This window comes from Kitasatospora sp. NPDC004240, from assembly GCF_053603215.1.
In genome coordinates this window covers 1-16,184 of the sequence record NZ_JBSGFD010000044.1, presented here as the reverse complement: position 1 = coordinate 16,184, position 16,184 = coordinate 1, and the positions used below count along the sequence as shown (strand labels likewise).

Annotated in this window: 11 protein-coding genes and 1 pseudogene; 11 read left to right on the top strand and 1 reads right to left on the bottom strand. The window is 73.9% G+C overall.

Annotation, left to right across the window (positions count from 1 at the left end; genetic code table 11):
• Window positions 1-15 precede the first annotated feature (15 nt).
• The 4 genes from ACWEQL_RS14545 to ftsY all read left to right on the top strand — a co-directional run bounded on the left by ACWEQL_RS14545 (window position 16) and on the right by ftsY (window position 6,017).
• Entirely contained in the window at window positions 16-315 is a 300-nt protein-coding gene (locus ACWEQL_RS14545) for an acylphosphatase (RefSeq protein ID WP_452150578.1), read from the top strand.
• Window positions 316-742: 427 nt separating this feature from the next.
• Window positions 743-946 carry a hypothetical protein gene (locus tag ACWEQL_RS14540; RefSeq protein WP_148642783.1) on the top strand — a complete coding sequence of 68 codons (204 nt, stop codon included), beginning with the start codon at window positions 743-745 and terminating at the stop codon, window positions 944-946.
• Between the two features lie 178 nt (window positions 947-1,124).
• On the top strand, window positions 1,125-4,700 hold the full coding sequence (smc, locus tag ACWEQL_RS14535; RefSeq protein ID WP_452150577.1) for a chromosome segregation protein SMC: 3,576 nt from the start codon (window positions 1,125-1,127) through the stop codon (window positions 4,698-4,700).
• A gap of 117 nt (window positions 4,701-4,817) precedes the next feature.
• Window positions 4,818-6,017 carry a signal recognition particle-docking protein FtsY gene (gene ftsY, locus ACWEQL_RS14530; protein WP_452150576.1) on the top strand — a complete coding sequence of 400 codons (1,200 nt, stop codon included), beginning with the start codon at window positions 4,818-4,820 and terminating at the stop codon, window positions 6,015-6,017.
• 101 nt (window positions 6,018-6,118) lie between these two features.
• Here ftsY and ACWEQL_RS14525 read toward each other — a convergent pair whose 3' ends face one another.
• Window positions 6,119-6,802 carry a bifunctional DNA primase/polymerase gene (locus tag ACWEQL_RS14525; protein WP_452150575.1) on the bottom strand — a complete coding sequence of 228 codons (684 nt, stop codon included), beginning with the start codon at window positions 6,800-6,802 and terminating at the stop codon, window positions 6,119-6,121.
• 511 nt (window positions 6,803-7,313) lie between these two features.
• Here ACWEQL_RS14525 and nsdA point away from each other — a divergent pair.
• From nsdA to ACWEQL_RS14490, 7 genes and pseudogenes are all read left to right on the top strand, one after another.
• Window positions 7,314-8,768, top strand: coding sequence for a transcriptional repressor NsdA (nsdA, locus tag ACWEQL_RS14520; RefSeq protein WP_452150574.1), 1,455 nt, complete (start codon window positions 7,314-7,316; stop codon window positions 8,766-8,768).
• A gap of 330 nt (window positions 8,769-9,098) precedes the next feature.
• Complete coding sequence (locus ACWEQL_RS14515; protein ID WP_452150573.1) at window positions 9,099-10,472, top strand: ammonium transporter; 1,374 nt, start codon at window positions 9,099-9,101, stop codon at window positions 10,470-10,472.
• On the top strand, window positions 10,469-10,807 hold the full coding sequence (locus tag ACWEQL_RS14510; protein ID WP_452150572.1) for a P-II family nitrogen regulator: 339 nt from the start codon (window positions 10,469-10,471) through the stop codon (window positions 10,805-10,807). The genes ACWEQL_RS14515 and ACWEQL_RS14510 overlap by 4 nt, the downstream gene beginning before the upstream one ends.
• 109 nt (window positions 10,808-10,916) lie before the next feature.
• Window positions 10,917-13,634 carry a [protein-PII] uridylyltransferase gene (locus ACWEQL_RS14505; RefSeq protein WP_452150571.1) on the top strand — a complete coding sequence of 906 codons (2,718 nt, stop codon included), beginning with the start codon at window positions 10,917-10,919 and terminating at the stop codon, window positions 13,632-13,634.
• Window positions 13,635-13,827: 193 nt separating this feature from the next.
• Window positions 13,828-15,390, top strand: a complete 1,563-nt coding sequence (gene ffh / locus ACWEQL_RS14500) for a signal recognition particle protein (protein ID WP_452150570.1) — start codon at window positions 13,828-13,830, stop codon at window positions 15,388-15,390.
• Window positions 15,391-15,465: 75 nt separating this feature from the next.
• Window positions 15,466-15,996, top strand: a complete 531-nt coding sequence (locus ACWEQL_RS14495; protein ID WP_452150569.1) for a GNAT family N-acetyltransferase — start codon at window positions 15,466-15,468, stop codon at window positions 15,994-15,996.
• Window positions 15,997-16,071: 75 nt separating this feature from the next.
• Window positions 16,072-16,184, top strand: a pseudogene (locus tag ACWEQL_RS14490) (IS982 family transposase); the annotation flags it as partial.

The following is a 16,184-nucleotide window of genomic DNA, read 5'->3' as shown; positions in this document are numbered from 1 at the left end:
GGATAGGGTCGGGACATGCATGGTCGTGACGCGCACGGGGACGAGCCGGTCCGGGTGACCGCCTGGGTGCGGGGCAAGGTGCAGCAGGTCGGGTTCCGCTGGTGGACCAGGGCCCGCGCGCTGGAGATCGGCCTCACCGGCTACGCGAGCAACCTCGGCGACGGCCGCGTCCAGGTGGTGGCCGAGGGCCTGCCGCCGGACTGCGAGCGGTTGCTCACGCTGCTGAGGGGGCCCGGCACGCCCGGTAACGTGACCGGCGTCACCGAGATCTGGACGGCCACCGGCGACGGCTACCCGGGCTTCGAGATCCGCTGAACCCCGCACCCGGTTCACTCGTTCGGGTCGTCCGGCTCGCGGATCGCGGAAAAGTGCAGGCAACTGCCGGTGTCATACGGTTGCCATCCGGGCAGACTCGTGGTTGACTCCGCATCGAGTGATGATCCACGAGCACCCCGGTGGAGCCCGCCCGAGACCGCACGGCGTGACGATGCCGCCATGCAGGTGACAGGGGCGCGGTAGCGTGCGGTGATCGTGTTGACCCGTACCGTCTTTGGTGAGACGCTGGAAGCCCGCGCACACGACCGCGTTCGTCCGGTAGGCGCATACCCCCGTGGGCCCAGCTCACGGTGGTTGTGCCATGGTGCCCAGCCAGCACTGCCGGTCGCTCGCCGCGCGTGCGTCCCCCTTCCCCCTAGACCCAAACCGTTCCGGTTCGGTCACTCAGCGTGGAGGACCATTCATCATGGCAAAGGCGCTTCTCGGGTACGTCGGCGGCCCCGACCCGCGAATGCTCTCCGAGATGCGACGGCTTCAGCAGCGCGTCCAGGATCTGGAGTCCGAACTCCTTCGGATGCAGGCTGAGAACGACGCTCTCACCGCTGTCGCTGACGAGCACTCGCTGCTCAGCAGCATCGATCTGGATCAGCGGGAGCCGGCTCTCACCTGAGTCCCGCCCGATCTCACGGATCGACGCCGCTGTGCATTGAGCCCCGAAAGGGACGCAGCTTGCAAGGGACGCCCTGCGTGGCGTCCCTTCGTCGTGTCCGGATCCTCCCGGTCCTCCGGGATACAGTCGCCGCCGGGGCCCTCCACGAGCCCCGGCGAGTGACGAGGAGAACCGGCGCGTGCACCTGAAGAGCCTGACGCTGCGCGGGTTCAAGTCGTTCGCGTCCGCCACCACCCTGCGCTTCGAGCCCGGCATCACCTGCGTGGTCGGCCCCAACGGCTCCGGCAAGTCCAACGTGGTGGACGCCCTCTCCTGGGTGATGGGCGAACAGGGCGCCAAATCGCTGCGCGGCGGCAAGATGGAGGACGTCATCTTCGCCGGCACCAGCGGGCGCCCCCCGCTCGGCCGCGCCGAGGTCAGCCTCACCATCGACAACACCGACGGCGCCCTGCCCATCGAGTACGCCGAAGTCACGATCACCCGGACCATGTTCCGCAACGGCGGCAGCGAGTACGCCCTCAACGGCGACACCTGCCGGCTGCTCGACATCCAGGAACTGCTCTCCGACTCCGGCATCGGCCGCGAGATGCACGTCATCGTCGGCCAGGGCCGGCTCGACTCCGTCCTGCACGCCGACCCGATGGGCCGGCGCGCCTTCATCGAGGAGGCCGCCGGCGTCCTCAAGCACCGCAAGCGCAAGGAGAAGGCGCTGCGGAAGCTGGACGCGATGCAGGTCAACCTCAACCGCGTCCAGGACCTGGTCGCCGAACTGCGCCGCCAGCTCGGCCCGCTCGGCCGGCAGGCGCGGATCGCCCGGCGGGCCGCCGGCATCCAGGCCGACCTGCGCGACGCCCGGCTGCGCCTGCTCGCCGACGACCTGCTGGCCCTGCGCCGGGCCGTCGAGGCGGAGATCGCCGACGAACTCGCGCTCCGGCTGCGCCGCTCCACCGTCGAGCAGGAACTCGGCCGGGCGATCCAGCGCGAAGCCGTGCTGGAGGCCCAGGTCCAGCAGCTCGGGCCCGGCCTGGAGGCCGCCCGGCAGACCTGGTACCGGCTGTCCTCGCTCGCCGAACGCACCCGCGGCACCATCGGGCTCGCCGAGGCCCGGGCCCGGCACGCCGCCGCCGACGGCCGGACCGAGGAGCGCCGCGGCCGCGACCCCGAGGAGCTGGAACGCGAGGCCGAGCGGATCCGCGAGGAGGAGGCCGCGCTCGCCGAGGCCCTGGAGGAGGCCTCGTACGCGCTCGCCGAGGCCGTCGAGACCCGGGGCGGGCTGGAACGCGGACTCGCCGAGGAGGAGCGCCGGCTCAAGGACGCCGCCCGGGCCATCGCCGACCGCCGCGAGGGCCTCGCCCGGCTCCACGGCCAGGCCGCCGCGGCCCGCACCCGCGCGGCCGGCGCCGAGGCCGAGATCGGCCGGCTCGCCGAGGCCCGTGACGAGGCGCTGCTGCGCGCCGCGGCCGCCGAGCGGGAGCACCGGGAACTGCGGGAGGAGACCGAGGCGCTCGGCGCCCTGGACGAGGAGGCCGAGCGCGCCCACGAGGCCGCCCGTGCCGCCCTCGCCGCCGTCGAGCGGGAACTCGCCGAGGCCCGGGAGGTCGCCGGCGCGGCCGAGCGCGAACGCGCCGCGCTCACCGCCCGGCACGAGGCCCTGGCCCTCGGCCTGCGCCACAAGGACGGCGCCGGCGCCCTGCTCGCGGACGCCGACCGGCCCGCCGGACTGCTCGGCCCGGCCGCCGGACTGCTGCGGATCGCACCCGGCCACGAGGTCGCCGTCGCCGCGGCGCTCGGCGCGGCCGCCGACGCGCTCGCCGTGGACTCGGCCACCACCGCCGTCGAAGCCCTGCGGCTGCTGCGCGAACGGGACGCCGGCCGCGCCGCCCTGCTGATCGCCGGTGCGCCCGCGCCCGCCCGCCCGGCCGGGGCGCTGCCCGCCGGAGCCCGGTGGGCCGCCGAACTGGTCGACGGACCCGCCGAGTTGCTGCCCGCCGTCCACGGACTGCTGGCCGGCACGGTGGTGCTGGACTCGCTCGACGACGCGCTGCGGCTGCTCGCCGACCACCCGGGCCTGACCGCCGTCACGGCCGAGGGCGACCTGCTCGCCGGCGGCTCCGGGTACGGCGGCTCGGCGGGTGTGCCCAGCTCGTTGGAGACCCGGGCGGCCGTGGACGAGACCGCCCGCGCCCTCGCCGGGCTGAGCGTCCGCTGCGCCGGAGCCGCCGAACGGCTGGCCGAACTCACCGAACGGCGCCGGGAGTCGGCCGCCGAGGTGGAACGCCTGGTGACCGACGGACGGCGGGCCGAGAAGGAACGGGCCCGGCTGGCCGGCACGCTCGGCCGGCTCATCGGCCAGGCCCGGGCGGCCGCCGGTGAGGCCGAACGGCTGTCGGCCGCCGCGGCCCGCGCCGAGGACGGACTCGACCGGGCCCTGGCCGCCGCCACCGAACTCGCCGAACGGCTCGCCGCCGCCGAGGAGTCGGACGCGGCCGGCGAGGACGAACCGGACCAGACCGAGCGCCACCGGCTCGCCGAGGCGGCCACCGGGGCGCGGCAGGCCGAGCTGGAGGCCCGGCTCGCCGTCCGCACCCACGAGGAGCGGGTCCGCTCGCTGGCCGGCCGGGCCGACCAGCTCGACCGGGCCGCCCGCGCCGAACGCGAGGCGCGCGAGCGGGCCGCCGAGCGCCGCCGCCGCGCGGAGCACGACGCCAGGGTGGCCGCCGCCGTCGCGTCCGGCGCCCGGCAGCTGCTCGCCCGCCTGGACGTCTCGCTCGCCCGCGCGGACGCCGAGCGCGCCGCGGTCGAGCAGGCCCGCAGCGAACGCGAGACGGAGCTGCGCGAGCACCGCGAGCACGGCCGCGAGCTCAAGGCCGAGCTCGACAAGCTGGTCGACGCCGGGCACCGCGACGAGGTCCTGCGGGCCGAGAAGCGGCTGCGGATCGAGCAGGTGGAGACCCGGGTGCTGGAGGAGTTCGGCATCGAGGGCGGCGACCTGCTCGCCGGGTACGGGCCGGACCGTCCGGTGCCGCCGTCCGTGCCCGAGGACGGCGGGGAGCCGGGGGAGCCGCGCCCGTACGTCCGCGCCGAGCAGGAGAAGCGGCTGCGGGCCGCGGAGAAGGCGTACCAGCAGCTCGGCAAGGTGAACCCGCTGGCGCTGGAGGAGTTCGCGGCGCTGGAGGAGCGGCACACCTTCCTCGGCGAGCAGTTGGACGACCTCAGGCGCGGCCGGCGCGACCTGCTGGACATCGTCAAGGACGTGGACACCAGGGTCGAGCAGCTGTTCACCGCGGCCTACCACGACACCGCGGCCCAGTTCGAGGGCGTCTTCGCCCGGCTGTTCCCCGGCGGTGAGGGCCGGCTGCTGCTGACCGATCCGGAGAACATGCTGACCACCGGGGTCGAGGTGGAGGCCCGCCCGCCGGGGAAGAAGGTCAAGCGGCTCTCTCTGCTCTCCGGCGGCGAGCGCTCGCTGACCGCGGTCGCCCTGCTGGTGTCGATCTTCAAGGCGCGCCCCAGCCCCTTCTACGTGATGGACGAGGTGGAGGCGGCGCTGGACGAGACCAACCTGCGCCGGATGGTCGGGATCATGGAGGAGCTGCGGGAGAGTTCCCAGCTGATCGTGATCACCCACCAGAAGCTGACCATGGAGTCCGCCGACGCCCTCTACGGGGTGACCATGAAGGGCGACGGCATCTCCCAGGTGATCAGCCAGCGGCTGCGCGAGGAGCACCGGGAGCGGACCGGCGGACGGCGGTAGCCGGAGCCGACAGGGATCCGTCCACCGTCGTCCGGGGGCCGTCAGGGGGTGCCCGCGCGGATCCGGCGCGACTCCTGCGGTCCGTCCGGGCCCGGGTCACGGATACTGGGACGCGTTATGGAATACGTGATCCTTGCCGTAGTCATCGCCGTGGTCGCCGTCGGCGCGATCGCCGGCCTCGTCGTTTCCGGCAGACGACGCCAGCAGCTGCCCCCGAAGTCGCAGGCGCCGGTCATCACGGCGCCCCCGACCCCGAGCGAGCCCCAGGTCGGCGAGGAGTCCGCGCCGCCGACCGAGGAGCCGCGCCGCACCGTCGAGGAGGTGGAGCTCCCCACCGTCGAGGAGGTCGAGGAGGCCGAGGCCGCGGCGGAGGTCCCCGCCCTCGAAGTCCCCGAGCCCACCGCAGGCCGGCTGGTCCGGCTGCGCTCCCGGCTCTCCCGCTCGCAGAACTCGCTCGGCAAGGGCCTGCTCTCGCTGCTCTCTCGCGAGCACCTGGACGAGGACACCTGGGAGGAGATCGAGGAGACCCTGCTGACCGCCGACGTCGGCGTCACCCCGACCCAGGAGCTGGTCGAGCGGCTGCGCACCCGGGTCAAGGTGCTCGGCACCCGTACCCCCGCGGAACTGCGCGGCCTGCTGCGCGAGGAACTGGTCCAGCTGATCGGCGAGGACTCCGACCGCACGGTGCGCTCCACCAAGCACGAGGAGGGCCCGGCGGTGGTCCTGGTGGTCGGCGTCAACGGCGTCGGCAAGACCACCACGACCGGCAAGCTGGCCCGGGTGCTGGTCGCCGACGGCCGCCGGGTGGTGCTCGGCGCGGCCGACACCTTCCGTGCCGCCGCCGCCGACCAGCTGCAGACCTGGGGCGAGCGGGTCGGCGCGCGCACCGTCCGCGGCCCCGAGGGCGGCGACCCGGCCTCGATCGCCTTCGACGCGGTCAAGGAGGGCATCGCCGAGGGCGTGGACACCGTCCTGGTGGACACCGCCGGCCGGCTGCACACCAAGACCGGCCTGATGGACGAGCTCGGCAAGGTCAAGCGGGTCGTCGAGAAGCACGGCCCGGTGGACGAGGTGCTGCTGGTGCTGGACGCCACCACCGGCCAGAACGGCCTGGTCCAGGCCCGGGTCTTCGCCGAGGTGGTCGACATCACCGGCATCGTGCTGACCAAGCTGGACGGCACCGCCAAGGGCGGCATCGTGATCGCGGTGCAGCGCGAGCTGGGCGTGCCGGTCAAGCTGATCGGTCTCGGCGAGGGCGCGGACGATCTGGCGCCGTTCGAGCCGGGCGCGTTCGTGGACGCGCTGATCGGGGACTGAGCTCCCCGTCCGGCACCCGGCTCCGCGAGGGCCCGCTCCGTTCGGGGCGGGCCCTTCCGCGTGCCCGGACGCCGTCAGCGGGGAGCGTCGGCCGGGGAGGGTCAGGAGGCCATCCAGGCCGGCTCGGGGGCGCGCTCGCGGCCGCGGTGGCAGGCGTACGCCAGGGTGCCGAGCAGCAGACGGGCCTCCGGCGGGCAGCCGGCGTTGTCGCGGGTGGGGCGGCGCAGCCAGCGCACCGGGCCGAGACCGGCGAGCACGGTCGGGGGAGCGGCGACGTAGCCGCCCTCGCCGTGGCAGACGAGGTCCAGCGCGGCGTCGTCCCAGCCCATCCGGTACAGCAGGTCCGGCAGCCGGCGGGCGGTGCCGGCGGCGACCAGGAACTGCAGCCGGCCGGTCGGGGCGGCGAGCACCGGGCCGACCTGGGTGCCCATCCGCTCCAGCCGGACCAGGGCCTGCAGACCGGCCTGCTCGGGGACGTCCAGCACGTCGAAGGCGCGACCGGTGGGGAACAGGACGGGGGCGCCGTCGCCGCGCGGCCCGGTGCCGGCCGGCAGCTCGCCGCCGGCCGCCGGGTGCAGGCCGGGGGCGCCGCAGCCGGACGAGCCGCACGGGCAGCGGGCCGGGGTGCCGGCGGGTCCGGCCGGGGTGCCGGCGGCGACCGCCCAGCCCCAGCGGCCGGTGTACTCGGCGGCCGCCTGGAACGCGGTGACGCGGGTACGGCGGCGCGCGCCCCTCGGTACCAGCCGCAGGTGCCCCAGCCGAAGTTCGCCGAACAGGTTGTCCATGCCTCCCCCAACAGGTTCTCGTTGCCGGTGGTTACGGGACGGTGACTTTGTGTTGATTGTCCGTTGCGTGGTGCGTCGTGCGGTGGCGGCGCGCAGCGCGTGGCGTGCGCCTGTTACTCGGACGTGCCTCGTGCGCCGCCTTGTGGCGGACGGTGCCGGTGCCGGATCGTCGTGTGCGCGAGACGGACGCCATCCCGCGCGGGGGGCGAACTCGCCTGTGGCTGCTGTGGTTTGCCGTGTGACTTGGCGGGCCGCATATGCCGGGCCGCCGGGATAACCAGTGAAGCGTGTGCCGACTGGCTTCGGTTCACTCCTGGGGGTGGCGAAAGGTGGCGTTTCGCCAGGGACGCTCCCCCGGACGGCGCAGGGGGCGTTACGTTCAGCACACCAAAGATGACAGCACCTCAGGTACGGCACGTCCGGCAGGAGCCCGCGACCCTCGGGCGGCCGCGCGTCGGGCAGTCACGATCGGGGCTCCGCGACAGGGGCCGGGCGGGATGGGGACGTTCCCATGGCAGAGAAGCAACCCAATGAGAAGCTGACCACGTGGTTCGCGCGCAGCGGCTGGTCCAAGGGCGAGCTCGCCCGTCAGGTCAACCGCCGGGCCCGGCAGATCGGGGCCCACCACGTGTCCACCGACACCTCGCGGGTGCGTCGCTGGCTCGACGGGGAGCAGCCCCGCGAGCCGATCCCGAAGATCATGTCCGAGCTGTTCTCCGAGCGCTTCGGCTCCGTGGTCTCCATCGAGGACCTGGGACTGCGCGCCGCCATCCCGGTCTCCACCGTCGGCGGCGGCGTCGACCTGCCGTGGAGCGCCCCGCAGACCGTCCAGCTGATCAGTGACTACTCCCGCAGCGACCTGATGCTCAACCGCCGGGGCTTCCTCGGCACCTCGCTGGCCCTGACGGCCGGCGCCGCGCTGATCGAGCCGATGCAGCGCTGGCTCGCCCCCGGCCCGGGCGGCGCGCCCACCCCGATCCTGGCCGCCGCCAACGGCGGGCAGCCGCACAGCGGCCGGCTCTCCGAGCCCGAGCTGGAACTGCTGGAGCAGACCACCGTCATGTTCCGCCAGTGGGACGCCCAGAACGGCGGCGGCCTGCGCCGCAAGGCCGTGGTCGGCCAGCTGCACGAGGTCACCGACCTGCTCCAGGAGACCTACCCGGAGCACACCACCCGCCGGCTGTTCCGGCTCACCGCCGAGCTGGCCCACCTCGCCGGCTGGATGTCGTACGACGTCGGCATGCACCCCAGCGCCCAGAAGTACTACGTCCTGGCGCTGCACGCGGCAAAGGAGGCGGGCGACCGCCCGTTCGGCGCGCTGATCCTCACCGACATGAGCCGCCAGATGATCCACCTCAACCGCGGCGAGGACGCCCTGGAGCTGATCCACCTCGCCCAGTACGGCAGCCGCGACACCGCGACCCCGCGCCAGCAGGCCCTGCTGTACGCGATGGAGGCGCGCGCGTACGCCACCATCGGCGAGGTGAACCGCTGCGCCCGCGCGGTGCGGCTGGCCGAGGACACCTTCACCGACATCCGCGAGAGCGACGACGAGCCGAACTGGCTGAAGTTCTTCTCACCCGCCGAGCTCAACGCGGAGAACGCCCACTCCTACCGCGACCTCGCCTACCACTCCGGCCGCTCCGAGCTGTACGCCTCGATGTCCGCACCGGTGATGGAGCGGGCCGTGGACCTGTTCCGCCAGGACGAGGACCACGTGCGCTCCTACGCCTTCAACCTGATCGGCATGGCCAGCGTGCACGTGCTGCAGAACGAGGCGGAGCAGGCGGCCGCGATGGCCGAGCAGGCGGTGGACATCGCCGCCAAGGTCCGCTCCGAGCGGCTGAACTCGCGGGTGCGCAAGACCACCGAGGCGGCGGCCAACCGGTTCAAGGGCGTGGACGCGGTCAACCGGCTCCAGGAGCGGGTGACCCAGGACCTCCCGGAGTACGTCTCGGCGGTCTGAGCGACCGCTCCCGCCCCCGCGGACGGGTTCCGGCCACCGGGAACCCGCTCCGGACCACCCGACCCCGACCGTGGCGGCCGCCGCCGCCACGGTCGGTGGCGTTCACGGCACTCCCGGTGGCGCGCGGCCGAACGGTAACCCATCCGGCGGGCCGGCACGGCCGTAGTTCACGAGCGCGTAACCCGGACGTCGGCCTCGTCACGGCCGCGAAACAACCGGCCGCATCGGCCGAAACCCGCCTTCGGCACTCTCCTCTTCATCGCCGACACCCCGGGTGGCACGGGACAGGGATCCCGGGTGTGGAGCGGCTTCCATTCAGAGGAGACGCCGATGCCGGACGGCTTCAGCGCGGGCGATACCGCCTTCGTACTCATCAGCGCGGCCCTGGTCATGGTGATGACCCCGGGCCTGGCCTTCTTCTACGGAGGCATGGTCAGGGCCAAGAGCACGCTCAACATGCTCGCCATGAGCTTCATCTCGCTGGGCATCGTCAGCGTGCTCTGGGTGCTCTACGGCTACTCGCTCAGCTTCGGCCCCGACGCGGGCGCCGGCCTGATCGGCAACCTGGACTTCCTGGGGATGCGCGGCATCGGCGTGACCGACCTGACCGGCACGATCCCGGTCACCGCGTTCTCCGCCTTCCAGCTGATGTTCGCGATCATCACCCCGGCGCTGATCAGCGGCGCCATCGCGGACCGCGCCAAGTTCGCGGCCTGGGGCCTGTTCATCGCGCTCTGGGTCAGCCTGGTCTACTTCCCGGTCGCGCACTGGGTGTTCTTCTTCGACGGCGGCAACGGCGGCTGGCTCGGCGACCGCAACGGCGTGATCGACTTCGCCGGCGGCACCGCCGTGCACATCAACGCCGGTGTCGCGGGCCTGGCCCTGTGCCTGGTGCTGGGCAAGCGGGTCGGCTTCCGCAAGGACCCGATGCGCCCGCACAGCCTGCCGCTGGTGATGCTCGGCTCCGGGCTGCTCTGGTTCGGCTGGTTCGGCTTCAACGCCGGTTCGGCGCTGGCCGCCAACGGTGTCGCGGCGATGGCCCTGGTCAACACCCAGGTCGCCACGGCGGCGGCGCTGCTCGGCTGGCTCGTCTTCGAGAAGATCAAGCACGGCGCGTTCACCACCCTGGGCGCCGCCTCCGGCGCGGTCGCCGGCCTGGTCGCCATCACCCCGGCCTGTGGCTCGGTCTCCCCGCTGGGCGCCGTCGCGATCGGCCTGATCGCCGGTGTGGCCTGCGCCGCCGCGGTCGGCCTCAAGTACCGCTGGGGCTTCGACGACTCGCTCGACGTGGTGGGCGTCCACCTGGTCGGCGGCGTGGTCGGCTCGCTGCTGATCGGCCTGTTCGCCACCGGCGGCGTCGGCCAGAGCGCCAAGGGCCTGTTCTACGGCGGCGGCCTGGAGCAGCTCGGCAAGCAGGCGATGGGCGTGGCCGCGGTCGGCGCGTACTCCTTCGTCCTGTCCTGGCTGCTCGGCATGGCGATCCACAAGACCGTCGGGTTCCGGGTCGCCGAGGAGGTCGAGGTCGCGGGCATCGACCAGGCGGAGCACGCCGAGTCCGCGTACGACTTCAGCGCGCTGGGCGCCGGCATCGCCCGCGGCATCCCCGCGATGACCACGGCCGCCGCCCCGGCCGCCCCTGCCGCCTCCGCGGCACCCGTCACCGTGTCCGTGAACACCGAGAAGGCCGAGGTCGACGCCCGATGAAGCTGATCACCGCGGTCATCAAGCCGCACCGCCTGGACGACGTGAAGGCCGCCCTGCAGGCCTTCGGAGTGCACGGCCTCACGGTCACCGAGGCCAGCGGCTACGGCCGCCAGCGCGGTCACACCGAGGTCTACCGGGGCGCGGAGTACACCGTGGACCTGGTGCCCAAGGTCCGCATCGAGGTCCTGGTCGAGGACGAGGACGCCGAGCAGCTGATCGAGGTCCTGGTGAAGGCCGCCCGTACCGGCAAGATCGGTGACGGCAAGGTCTGGAGCGTCCCGGTCGACACCGCCGTCCGGGTCAGGACCGGCGAGCGCGGCCCCGACGCGCTCTGAGGCACGCCCTAGCATTCAGCTCTGACCCGCAGGCGGGCCTGCGACCGGCATCCGGTCGCCGGTCCGCTGACGGCGTATCGGCCCAGCGCACGATGGACGGGGAGAACGAATGACCACCGACGCCTACCCCTCCGGTTCCACCGATTCCTCTGATTCCGCCAGGTCGGCCGGCCGTCCCGGTTCCTCCGGTCCTTCCGTTTCCTCCGGCCCTTCCGGGCCCGCCGGTTCTCCCGGAGCTGCGGACCGTTCCGCCGGGGACGGGCCGCTCGGGTACGGGCCGCTCGGGTACGGCGAGGCCCGGGCGCGGCTGCTGGACGGCCCCGGGCCGGCCGGGCCCGCCCGCCGTGCCGAGCTGGCCCGGCTCACCGACGAGTGGCTCTCCGGGCTGCTCGCCGAGGCCGGGTCGGCAGGGTCCTCCGGTTCCGGGATCCCCGCCGGTGTCGCGCTGGTCGCCGTCGGCGGCTACGGGCGCGGCGAGCTCTCCCCCCGCAGCGACCTGGACGTCCTGCTGCTGCACGAGGGCCCGCTCGACCCGGCCCTGCCCGAGCGGATCTGGTACCCCGTCTGGGACTCCGGCGCCGCCCTCGACCACTCCGTCCGCACCGTCGCCGAGGCCCGCTCGGTGGCCGCCGCCGACCTCAAGGCCCAGCTCGGCCTGCTGGACGCCCGGCACATCGCGGGCGACCGCTCGCTGACCTCCGCGCTGCGTTCCGCCGTCCTCGCCGACTGGCGCGCCGCCGCCCCCGAACGGCTCCCCGAGCTGCGCGAACTCTGCCGGGAACGGGCCGAGCGCCACGGCGAGCTCTCCTTCCTCCTGGAGCCCGACCTCAAGGAGGCCCGCGGCGGCCTGCGCGACGTCGTCGCCCTCAACGCGATCGCCGCCACCTGGCTCGCCGACGCCCCGCGCGAGGGCCTCGAAGGCGCCGCCCTGCGGCTGGCCGACGTCCGCGACGCCCTGCACCTGGTCACCGGCCGGGCCACCGAACGGCTCAGCCTGCAGGACCAGGACCAGGTCGCGCGGCAGCTCGGCGTGCTGGACGCCGACACCCTGCTGCGCCAGGTGTACGAGGCCGCCCGCACCATCGCGTACGCGAGCGACGTCACCTGGCGGGCGGTCGACCGGGTGCTCGCCGCCCGCTCCCAGCGCGGCCGGCGGGTGCCGCGGCTGTTCCCGTTCGCCGGCGCCGGACGCGCCGCCGGCGGGGCCAGGGGCGCGGTGGCCCGGGGCGCCGTGGAACGCCGTCCGCTCGCCGAGGGCGTGGTCGAGCAGGACGGCGAGGCGGTGCTCGCGCAGAGCGCCCGTCCGGCCGCCGATCCGGTGCTGCCGCTGCGGGCCGCGGCCGCCGCCGCGCAGAACGGCCTGACCGTCTCGCACGCCACCGTGCGCCGGCTGGCCGCCGAGTGCCGTCCGCTGCCGGTGCCCTGGCCGGACGAGGCCCGCGAGCAGCTGGTCACGCTGCTCGGCGCGGGCGAGGCCTGTGTCCCGGTCTGGGAGGCGCTGGAGGCCGAGGGGCTGATCACCCGGCTGCTGCCGGACTGGGAGCGGGTGCGCTGCCGTCCGCAGCGCAACGCCGTACACCGCTGGACGGTCGACCGGCACCTGGTGGAGACGGCCGTCAAGGCCGCCGCGATGACCCGCCGGGTGGCCCGCCCGGACCTGCTGCTGGTCGCCGCGCTGCTGCACGACATCGGCAAGGGCTGGCCCGGCGACCACTCCGAGGCGGGCGAGGTGATCGTCCGCGACGTGGCCGTACGGATGGGCTTCGACCACGAGGACACCGAGACGCTGGCGGTGCTGGTGCGCCACCACCTGACCCTGATCGACACCGCCACCCGGCGGGACCCGGACGATCCGGCGACGGTCGAGACGATCACCAAGGCGGTCGCCGCCCTGCCGCAGCTGGAGCTGCTGCACGCGCTCACCGAGGCCGACGCCACCGCCACCGGGCCGGCCGCCTGGAGCGCCTGGCGCGCCTCGCTGGTGGACACCCTGGTGGAGCGGGCGGCGGCCCAGCTGGCCGGGGGCCATTTCTTCCCGCCGGACACCGAGCCGACCGCGGAGCAGGAGCGGCTGGCGGTGGAGGCCGCCCGCACCCAGGGGCCGGCGCTCTCGCTGCGGGCCCAGACCGAGGCCGAGCCGGTCCCGGAGGAGGGTCCGGCGGGTGGCGCCCAGGGGCGGATCCCCCGGAGCGGGGTCACCGCTGGCGGGGCCGCTCCGGGTGGCCCCTCGGGCGGCGAGGGCGGCCCGCTTCCGGGGATCGAGCCGATGGGGGTGGAGCTGACCCTGGCCGTGCCCGACCGGCCCGGGCTGCTCGGCACGGTGGCCGGGGTGCTGGCGCTGCACCGGCTGACCGTCCGCAAGGCCGGTCTGCGGGAGCTGGACCCGATCGGGGCCGGCCCGGTGCTGCTGCTCTCCTGGACGGTGGCCGCCGAGTTCGGCGAGCTGCCGGAGGCGGCGCGGCTGCGGGCCGACCTGCGCCGGGCGCTGGAGGGTTCGCTGGACGTCGCCCGCCGGCTCGCCGAGCGGGACGCCGCCGCGCCGCGCCGCCGGGGCATCTCCACCCCGCCGCCGGTGGTCACCGTGGTGCCCGCCGTGGCCTCGGCCAGCGCCACCGTGCTGGAGGTCCGCGCCCACGACGCGCCGGGACTGCTGCACCGGATCGGCCGGGCGCTGGACTCGGCGGGCGTCCGGGTCCGTACCGCGCACGTCAGCACGCTGGGCGCGGACGCCGTGGACGCCTTCTACCTGACCGACGAGGCGGGCCGGCCGCTGTCCGCGCAGCGGGCGGGGGAGGTCGCGGCGGCGGTGCGCTCCGCCCTGGGCTGAGGCCCCGCTCCGCCCCGCTCCGCGGCCCGGTGCACGGCCCGGTGCACGGCCCGGTGCACGGCCCGGTGCGGAGCCCCGGGCGGGGCCGTCGCGGAAGCAGGCGAACGGGGGTGGAGACCGGACCCGGGGCGGCCGGATACCCTGGGGGGCGACGACCGTACAAGTACCGATGCCGCAAGGGACCCGCGACGACGTGTTCGACACCCTTTCCGATCGCCTCGCAGCGACGTTCAAGAACCTCCGGGGCAAGGGCCGCCTCAGCGAGGCGGACATCGACGCCACCACCCGCGAGATCCGCATCGCGCTGCTGGAGGCGGACGTCGCGCTGCCGGTCGTGCGGGCCTTCATCAAGCAGGTCAAGGAGCGGGCACTCGGCTCCGAGGTCTCCGGCGCGCTGAACCCGGCGCAGCAGATCATCAAGATCGTCAACGAGGAGCTCATCGCCATCCTCGGTGGCGAGACCCGCCGGGTGAAGTTCGCCAAGACCGGCCCGACGGTGATCATGCTCGCCGGTCTCCAGGGTGCCGGTAAGACCACCCTCGCCGGCAAGCTCGGCCACTGGCTGAAGAAGCAGAAGCACACCCCGCTGCTGGTCGCCTGCGACCTCCAGCGACCCAACGCCGTCAACCAGCTCAACGTGGTGGCCGACCGGGCCGGCGTGGCCTTCTACGGTCCCGAGCCGGGCAACGGCGTCGGCGACCCGGTGCAGGTGGCCCGCGACTCGATCGAGTACGCGAAGCAGAAGCAGTACGACGTCGTCATCGTCGACACCGCCGGCCGCCTCGGCATCGACGCCGAGCTGATGCAGCAGGCCGCCGACATCCGCGCCGCGGTCGACCCGGACGAGGTCCTCTTCGTCGTCGACGCGATGATCGGCCAGGACGCGGTCACCACCGCGCAGGCCTTCCTCGACGGTGTCGACTTCACCGGTGTGGTGCTCTCCAAGCTCGACGGCGACGCCCGCGGTGGTGCCGCGCTGTCGGTCGCGCACGTCACCGGCCGCCAGATCATGTTCGCCTCCAACGGTGAGAAGGTCGACGACTTCGACGCCTTCCACCCGGACCGGATGGCCTCGCGCATCCTCGGCATGGGCGACGTGCTGTCGCTGATCGAGAAGGCCGAGCAGACCTTCTCGCAGGCCGAGGCCGAGAAGATCGCCTCCAAGCTGCAGGGCGGCGGCAAGGACTTCACGCTCGACGACTTCCTGGCCCAGCTGGAGCAGGTCCGCAAGATGGGCTCGATCTCCAAGCTGCTCGGGATGCTCCCCGGCATGGGCCAGATCCGCGAGCAGATCAACAACATCGACGACAAGGACGTCGACCGCGTCGGCGCGATCATCAAGTCGATGACCCCGGCCGAGCGGACCGACCCGAAGATCATCAACGGCTCGCGTCGGCTGCGCATCGCCAAGGGTTCCGGCGTCCAGGTCGGCGAGGTCAACAACCTGGTCGAGCGGTTCTTCGAGGCCCGCAAGATGATGTCCGCGATGGCCTCCGGCAAGGGCATGCCCGGCATGCCGGGGATCCCGGGCATGGGCGGCGGCAAGAAGTCCGCCAAGAAGGCCCCGGCCGCCAAGGGCAAGCGCAAGTCCGGCAACCCGCTGAAGCGCGCCCAGGAGGAGGCCGCCGCGGCCGAGCGCCGGGCACTCGGCCCGGGCGCCGGCCAGGCCCCCGCCCAGGGCGGCGCGTTCGGCCTCGGCGCGGGCAAGGGCCCGGCCGACTTCGAGCTGCCCAAGGAGTTCAAGGACCTGCTGTAGGTCCCCGCTTCCCCGAACGGCCCGCCACCCGGGATTACCGGGCGGCGGGCCGTTCGCATGGCCGATGATGGGGGGATGCGAGTGATGATCAGGGCCCCGCGGGCCGACGACGTGGGTCCGTACGCGGCGGCGGTGCGACGGTCCGCCGAGCACATCGGGCGCTGGAACCCGGTCGAGCCGGACGGCCTGCCCGACCTGCTGGGGCGTCAGGGCCCGGGCCTGCGGACCTTCCTGGTCGTCGACACCGCCACCGGGGGACTGGCGGGCAAGGTCAACGTCGCCAACATCGTGATGGGCCGCTTCTGCAACGGCGCGCTCGGCTACGACTCCTACCTGCCGTTCGCCGGCACCGGACGGATGACCGAGGGCATGAGGCTGGTGCTCGACCGCTGTTTCACCCCGCAGTCGCGCGGCGGCCTGGGGCTGCACCGGCTGGAGATCAACGTCCAGCCGGAGAACGAGCGCTCGATCGCGCTGGCGAAGCGGCTGGGCTTCCGGCACGAGGGCTTCACACCGCGGATGCTGTTCCTGCAGGGGGCCTGGCGGGATCACGAGCGGTACGCGATGACGGCGGAGGAGTGGCCGGGGGAGACGCCGGGGGCCTAGACGAGTAGTTCCGAAGTCGGCTGGCTTTGCTGGTTCTGCTCCGGACACGCAGGAAGGGTGTCCAGCATTCGGGTTGTGACGACCGAAGAGCTGGACACCCTCCTGACCGCACTCTACGTGCAGATCGATGATCACCTGCCCCGAACGCGATGGTTGGGCCGCCCACCGCGGCTGACGGACTCCGAGTT